Annotated in this window: 8 protein-coding genes; all 8 read left to right on the top strand. The window is 64.4% G+C overall.

Annotated features, from left to right (window positions below; translation table 11 throughout):
- Positions 1-908 (top strand): ROK family protein (locus NKI66_RS26805; protein ID WP_352753529.1); only part of this gene is annotated, 908 nt, incomplete at its 5' end.
- Positions 909-1043: 135 nt separating this feature from the next.
- Positions 1044-1736, top strand: coding sequence for a helix-turn-helix domain-containing protein (locus tag NKI66_RS26800; RefSeq protein ID WP_023809406.1), 693 nt, complete (start codon positions 1044-1046; stop codon positions 1734-1736).
- Between the two features lie 3 nt (positions 1737-1739).
- Entirely contained in the window at positions 1740-2819 is a 1080-nt protein-coding gene (locus NKI66_RS26795) for an extracellular solute-binding protein (RefSeq protein ID WP_023809407.1), read from the top strand.
- Positions 2820-2843: 24 nt separating this feature from the next.
- Positions 2844-3752, top strand: coding sequence for an ABC transporter permease (locus NKI66_RS26790; protein WP_023809408.1), 909 nt, complete (start codon positions 2844-2846; stop codon positions 3750-3752).
- On the top strand, positions 3749-4537 hold the full coding sequence (locus NKI66_RS26785) for an ABC transporter permease (RefSeq protein WP_023809409.1): 789 nt from the start codon (positions 3749-3751) through the stop codon (positions 4535-4537). The genes NKI66_RS26790 and NKI66_RS26785 overlap by 4 nt, the downstream gene beginning before the upstream one ends.
- Before the next feature lies 1 nt (position 4538).
- Positions 4539-5648 carry an ABC transporter ATP-binding protein gene (locus NKI66_RS26780; protein ID WP_023809410.1) on the top strand — a complete coding sequence of 370 codons (1110 nt, stop codon included), beginning with the start codon at positions 4539-4541 and terminating at the stop codon, positions 5646-5648.
- A 28-nt stretch (positions 5649-5676) separates the two neighbouring features.
- The gene (locus NKI66_RS26775; protein ID WP_023809411.1) at positions 5677-7059 is read left to right on the top strand and encodes an NAD(P)/FAD-dependent oxidoreductase; all 1383 of its coding nucleotides are present in this window, start codon (positions 5677-5679) and stop codon (positions 7057-7059) included.
- A gap of 9 nt (positions 7060-7068) precedes the next feature.
- Positions 7069-7425: a cupin domain-containing protein gene (locus tag NKI66_RS26770; RefSeq protein WP_023809412.1), complete on the top strand. Its 357-nt coding sequence runs from the start codon at positions 7069-7071 to the stop codon at positions 7423-7425.
- The last annotated feature ends 15 nt before the right edge of the window (positions 7426-7440 follow it).

Genomic DNA, 7440 nt, shown 5'->3' with positions numbered 1-7440 from the left:
CCGGCCCCCTGCTCGGCGGGTCCGCTCAGGGCGGGGCCCCGCGCGGCCGGGGGGGGCCCCCCACCACCCCCCTTCCGCCCACCCCGCCGGGCCCCTTGGCGTTGGGGGGCGGCCCCCCCCCCCCCCGGATCGACATCGCACTCATCGATTTCATCGGCACCGTGCGCTTCCACACGCAATTGCCGGCGGATGAAGCCAATCCCTTTCCGCAAAGCGGCGATCTGTTCGGCGCGATCAGGCAAGCCATGACCAGCCTGCCGGTCGAGGCGCGCAGCCGGGTTGCCGGCATCGGCCTGGCCGTTCCCGACGATGTCGACACGATGGCTGCAACCCGCAACGGATCGAGCACCTCGCTGAAAGCCTTGCAGGGGGAGATCGAGGAACAGATCAAGCTGCCGGTTTTCGTGCAGAACGACATCACCGCGGCAGCTGGCGGCGAGAGCATGTTCGGCGTCGCAAAGCCGCTCAACGACTATCTGTTCTTCTATCTGGGAGCACGGCTGCAGAGCAGGCTCATCCTCAACCACCAGATCTACAAGGGAAACTCCAGCGCCAGCTTCGATCATGGCCTGATGCGCCTGGAGAGCGAACTGGCCATGCGCGGGCGCCCGTCCGAAATCATCTGGAGCAGCAGCCCTGAGTGGCCTGACCTGGGCGAGGCCTACAGCGCATGGCTGGGCGAGTGTTCCGACCGCCTGAAAGCGTCGATCTCCGCGCTGACCCAGTTTGTCGAGTTCAGTTCGGTCGTCCTGTCCAGCTATGCGCCGCAAAAGATCGCCGAGGCCTTGTGCGACGACATCGGCCGGGAATTCCCCGGCATCGAAGCGCTGCCCGCGCGGGTCAGCATCAGCCCGAAGGCCGTCGGCGCGGCAAGCCTGCCGTTCAGTTCGCGCTTCATGATCCAGTGATCGAGCCGAACCGGCGTTGCCGGTCTGCCGATCATGCACCCTCTGCAGGTCCATCGATGATTTTCAGGTGACCAAGCGAATCTACTTGCCAGGACGCCTCACTTAATAGCATGTTAAGTGAACCCTGAGATCGCCATGAAAATCGCTGCGGATCACGCACTCAATGACAATGCCGCAACCAGCGCCGAAGCGCGCCGCTCGACGGTATTGGGCGATCGCATCAAGGCCTATCGCACCACGCGGCGCCTGACGCTGCGCCAGCTCGGCGGCATGATCGGCACCACCGCCAGCTTCCTGAGCCAGCTCGAGCGCGGCCTTTCCGGCGCCAACACCAGCACATTGATGCTGATCGCCAATGCGCTCGGCATCAGCCTCGCCGATCTTTTCGACGACTGCGAAGTGTCGCCGCACGCGGTGCTGACACGCGCCGAGCGGCCGGCGCTGCCGACCAGCGAAGGCTACCGCAAGACGCTGCTGTCGCGCCGGCCGATCCGCGAGATGGAAGTCTATTGCGGCGAGTTCGCCGTCGGCGGCTCCACCGGCGACGTGCCCTATACGCATGGCAACGCGAGCGAGATGTTCCTCGTGCTGCGCGGACGCGTGCAACTGACGCTCGGCGACGAGAGCTTCACCCTCGAAGAGGGCGACAGCATCGAATATTCGACCTCGACGCCGCACCGGACGATCAATGTCGGCGATGCGGTGGCCGAGGTGCTGTGGATCATCGCGCCGCCGACAAGCGGCGCTGTCGACCTCGATCAATATGTAGCCCGGAAAACGCTCGCGCCCGGCCTGCCAAAATCAAACAGCGAGCCATCGGAGGGTTAGAAAATGGGAAGCAGATCAAGATTGGCCGGATTTGTCGGCGCCGCCGCACTGGCCTTGCTCGCAGCCGCCGCTCACGCGCAGAACGCGCCGCCGGCCGGAACCGTGGTCGACGGCTCGTTGAAGGGCAAGACGCTGACCTTCGTCTCCTATGGCGGCATCTACCAGGACGGCCAGGTTGCCGCGCTCAAGGAATTCGTCGACAAGAGCGGCGTCAAGCTTTTGAACGACGGACCGACCGAAATCGCCAAGCTTCAGGCGCAGGTCGAATCAGGCAATGTGACCTGGGATGTCGTCGACACAGACGATTTTCCGCCCTTCGTGCATTGCGGAAAACTGTTCCAGAAACTCGATCTGACCAAGCTCGACATCTCGCACATCCCGCCCGGACAGGTCGGCGAATGCAGCGTGCCGGCGATGAACTACGGCATGGTCCTGATGTACAAGAACGACACGTACAAGGACAATCCGCCAAAGGACTGGAAGGATTTCTTCGACACCGCGAAATTCCCCGGCACCCGTGCCATCGACGGCAGTGGCAGCCCGCTCGGCGGCCTGATCGAACAGGCCATCCTGGCCGACGGCGGCAAGGTCGACGCCATGACGCCTGCCGATATCGACAAGGGCATCGCCAAGATCAAGGCGATCGGCCCCGACACCATCTTCTGGAAGACCGGCGCAGAATCCCAGCAGCTTGCCGAATCCGGCGAGGCCGACATGATCATCATGTGGACTGGCCGCGCCATGACGGCGGTCAAGAATGGCGCTGCCTATACGCCGGTGTGGAAGGACTGGCTGGTCGTCATGGATCAGCTGACCATCCCGGTCGGCGCCAAGGACACCGATGCCTCCTACGCGCTGATCAACGCCTATCTCGGCAAGAAGTCGCAGGAGATCCTGACCGAGCAGACGTCCTACTCGCCGATCAACAACGAGGCGCAGCCCAAGGTCGACGCATCCGTCGCCGCCTTCCTGACCAACACGCCGGACCACGCGAAGCTCGGCTACCAGCAGAACATCAAGTTCTGGGTCGCCAATTTCGCCGCCGCGTCCGACAAGTGGACGGCGCTGATGGCCGGCAACTGAGCCGGCTATCACTGAGGTGACGGCGTGAGCCAGACATCGCATACGCCGACGGCCGGGGGTGATCATTCCCGGCCGTCAGGTGCCGTGCAGGGGCCGCAGCGGCGCCTGCGCCTTGCCGCCTATCCGTCCCTGCTGGCGATGCCGGCCCTGCTCCTGCTTATCGCGGCTATGGGCTATCCCTTGCTGACCGTCACGCTGCGCAGTTTTTCGGACCCGGCCTGGGGCCTGCAGAACTACGTCTGGTTCTTCTCCACGCCGGTGAACGTCACCGTCCTGTGGCGCACCTTTTCCATCGCCGCCTGGGTCACCATCGTCTGCGTCATCGCGGCCTACCCCTACGCCTATCTCATGACGGCCGTCGAGCCGCGCCTGCGACTCGTCCTCATCTTGTGCGTTTTGGTGCCGTTCTGGGTCAGCGGCGTGGTGCGCACCTTGGCCTGGGTCATCCTGCTGCAAGATTCCGGCATCATCAATTCGGTGATCAGGCTGCTCGGCTTTGACGGCGTGAAGCTGATCCGCACGCAGACCGGAGTCGTCATCGGCATGGCGCAGGTGTTGCTGCCGTTCATGATCCTGCCGCTCTATTCGGTCATGCGCGGCATCGATTTGCGCCTCGTGCAGGCGGCGCGCAGCCTTGGTGCGCGCCCGGCACGCGCCTTCCTGGAAATCTATCTGCCGTTGTCGCTGCCCGGCGTCTTCGCCGGCGCCATCATCGTCTTCATCCTGTCGCTCGGCTTCTACATCACGCCGGCCCTGCTCGGCGGCCCGCGCAGCACCATGCTGTCGACGCTGGTGCAGAGCCAGGTGCTCAGCCTGCTCAACTGGGGCCGAGGCGGCGCCATGGGCGTCGTCCTGCTGGTCGCGACCTTCGTGCTGCTGGCGCTCGCCGCACCGCTGATGCGCCAGCGCCACAAGCAGGCGTCCAGATCATGAGACAAACGCCGTTCCGCATTCTGCTCGGCCTGTTCTGCCTGCTGGTCGCCGTCTGGCTGGTGATGCCGACGCTGGTCATCATCCCGATGTCGTTCAACGAGAAGAAGTCGCTCGCTTTCCCGCCGTCCGGCTTCTCCTGGCAGTGGTACGCGAATTTCTTCACCAATCCCGATTGGCTGTCGAGCTTCTTCAATTCGCTCAGGGTCGCGGGCCTCGTCGCCGTTGCCGCCACGCTGATCGGCACGCTGGCGTCGCTTGGCCTCAGCCGCATGAAACATTCCGGCGCCGGCCTGCTGCGCGCCATCCTGATCACGCCGATGATCGTGCCCGGCGTGGTGCTGGCGATCGGCATCTATGCCGTTTACCTCGACTACCAGCTTGTCGGCACCACCACCGGCTTCGTCATCGCGCACACGATGCTGGCGATCCCCTTCGTCATCATCGCCGTATCGGCAAGCCTCGAAGTCTTCGACGTGCGGCTGGAAACGGCGGCGGCCAGCCTCGGCGCCAACCGCTTCACCACATTCCGCACCGTGACCTTGCCGCTGATCGCGCCCGGTATCCTGTCCGGGCTTTTGTTTGCCTTCGTCACCTCCTTCGATGAAATCATCGTCGCGCTGTTCATCACCAGTCCCTACCTCAAGACCTTGCCGGTGCAGATCTTCACCAGCATCACCCGCGACGCCGACCCGACGGTGACGGCCGTCGGAACCATCATCTTCATTGCCACGACGCTGATCATCAGCGCCGGGCTGATCATCAGCTCGAAATCGACGAGGAGTTGAGATGACTGCGAGGGAACGTGGCGCGGCCATCGACATCAAGGGCGCAACCAAGCGCTACGGCAATTTCACCGCGCTCGACGATGTCAGCCTGCATATCGAGCCCGGCGAGTTCATGACGCTGCTGGGGCCTAGCGGCTCGGGCAAGACGACCACGCTCAACGTCGTTGCGGGCTTCACCGACCTCACCGCAGGCGATCTTGCCGTCGGCGGCAACAGCATCGTCGCCCTGCCGGCGCACAAGCGCAACATCGGCGTCGTGTTCCAGCACTACGCGCTGTTTCCGCACATGACCGTCGGCAAGAACGTCGCCTATCCCCTCACCTTGCGCGGCATGGACAAGCAGGCGCGCGACCGTCTCGTCGTGCGAGCGCTGGACATGGTCAAGATGGCCGATTTCGCGCATCGCTATCCCTCAGAGCTTTCCGGCGGCCAGCAGCAGCGCGTGGCGCTGGCGCGCGCCATCGTCTTCGATCCGCCGCTGCTGTTGATGGACGAACCGCTCGGCGCGCTCGACAAGAAACTGCGCGAATGGCTGCAGCTGGAGATCAAGCGCATCCACCGCGAACTCGGCACCACCTTCGTCTATGTGACGCACGACCAGGAAGAAGCGCTGGTTCTGTCCGACCGCATCGCCGTGTTCAACCAGGGGCGCATCGAACAGGTCGGAACCGGCCGCCAGCTCTATGACGAGCCGACGACCTTGTTCGTGGCCAAGTTCATCGGCGAATCGACCAGTTTGCGTGGCACCGCCCAGACGTCAGGAAACGAGACCAGCCTGACGATCGCCGGCCAGAAGATCGTGGCCAACGGCAAGCTTGCCGGCGGAGGCAAACCGGTGGTCCTGCTGCGGCCGGAAAAGCTCTCGCTTGCCGGCACCAACACGCCTCCCGCCGCCGGGCAGAACAGCCTCACCGGTGAGGTCAGCGAGGCGATCTATCTGGGGTCGGGTTCGAAATACCAGGTGACGCTTCGCGATGGCTCGGTCGCCATCGTGCGCTCGTCGCTGGAAGCCACACCGTTCTCGATTGGTGACACGGTCGATCTGCGCTGGTCGGTAGTCGATGCAAAACTTCTTGCCGACGACGATCGCGCCGACATGACGATGACCTGATCGCTCTTTCCCCGCAGGATTTTTAGACCTGGACGCCAAAGTCAACGGCAACGTCTCGTTCTGGTATGCCGACATCGGGCTGCCGGCCTATCGCGCGCCGCTCCCGGGTGACCTCGAAGCCGATGTCTGCATCGTCGGCGCCGGCTACACCGGCTTGTGGACAGCTTACTATCTGAAGAAGGCCGATCCTTCGATCCGCATCGCCATCGTCGAAAGGGAGTTCGCCGGCTTCGGCGCGTCGGGCCGCAATGGCGGCTGGCTGTCCGGCGGCTTCAGCTGGTCGCGCGAGAAATATCTGCGGACCTCGACGCGCGGCGCCGTCATCGACATGGAAACCGCCATGCATGGCACGGTCGACGAAGTGATCGCGGTGACCGAGGCCGAAGGCATCGATGCCGACATCCGCCGCGTCGACAATCTGACGGTCGCCACCAACCCGCCGCAGCTCGAACGGATCAAGGCCGCCTATGCCGATGCGATCGGCTGGAGCGTGCCGCAGGACCGCGTCAGCCTGATTGGCCAGGCAGAGGCCAAGGCCCGCATCAACATCAAAAATGTGCTTGGCGGCTATGTCCACCACGGCACCGCGCGCGTGCAGCCGGCCAAGCTGGTGCGTGGGCTCTCCGAAGCCGTCGAGCGGCTTGGCGTGCCGATCTACGAGCAGACCACCGTGACCGGCATCGAGAAGGGCAAGGTCACGACGAACCGCGGCACCGTGCGCGCGCCGATCATCATCCGCGCCACGGAAGGGTTCACGGCCGGCATATCAGGCAATGAGCGGCTCTGGCTGCCGCTCAACAGCGCGCAGATCATCACCGAGCCGCTGCCGCAATCGCTATGGGACGAGATCGGCTGGGAGGGCCATGAGCTTCTCGGTGACGCCGCGCACGCCTATTGCTATGCGCAGCGCACCCGGGAAGGCCGCATCACCATGGGCGGGCGCGGCGTGCCCTATCGTTACGGCTCGCAAACGGATGTGCGCGGCCAGACGCAGCAGGCCACGATCGAAAGCCTGCACGCGATCCTCACCCGGCTTCTGCCGCAGACAGCCGGGCTTCGCATCGACCACGCCTGGTGCGGCGTTCTGGGCGTGCCGCGCGACTGGTGCACGACATCAGGCCTCGACCCTGAAACCGGCATCGGCTGGGCCGGCGGCTATGTCGGGCTCGGCGTCTCAAGTTCCAACCTTTCGGGCCGCACGCTGCGCGACCTTATCCTGCGCCGCGACACCGAACTGACCCGCCTGCCCTGGGTCAACCGCCAGGTGAGCAAATGGGAGCCCGAGCCGATGCGCTGGCTCGGCGTCCACTCGATGTATCAGCTCTATCGCGTCGCCGACGAGCGCGAGGAAGCCGGCCTCCAGCATACGTCGAAACTGGCCGCAATCGCCGACCGCATCACAGGACATTGAGAGACCGCCATGACCGACTTCCAGACCTTCGCCCATCTCGCTTCCATCGACCTCGGCGAGCCTGAGCCCAAGCCGACCTCGATCAGCGGCGATCAGCTCGAAGCAGCGAAGACGCTGTGGACCTCGCCTGACGGCACACTGGAAGTCGGCGTCTGGGAGTGCACGCCGGGCCGCTTCACCGCATCGCGCGAGAGCAATTCCGAAACCTGCCACATCGTGTCAGGTCGGGTCTCGCTGCATGGTCCCGATGGCCGCAGCGAGGACGTCGGTCCGGGCGAAATGCTGGTGCTGCCGAAAGGCTGGAAAGGCGAATGGACGATCCACGAGAAGACGCGCAAGCTCTATATCCTGCACTTCGAGGCGTGAGCTGACTGGAACAGC

Source organism: Mesorhizobium sp. M0518, assembly GCF_040321125.1.
GTDB lineage: Bacteria > Pseudomonadota > Alphaproteobacteria > Rhizobiales > Rhizobiaceae > Mesorhizobium.
This window is presented reverse-complemented; position numbering and strand designations above follow the sequence as displayed.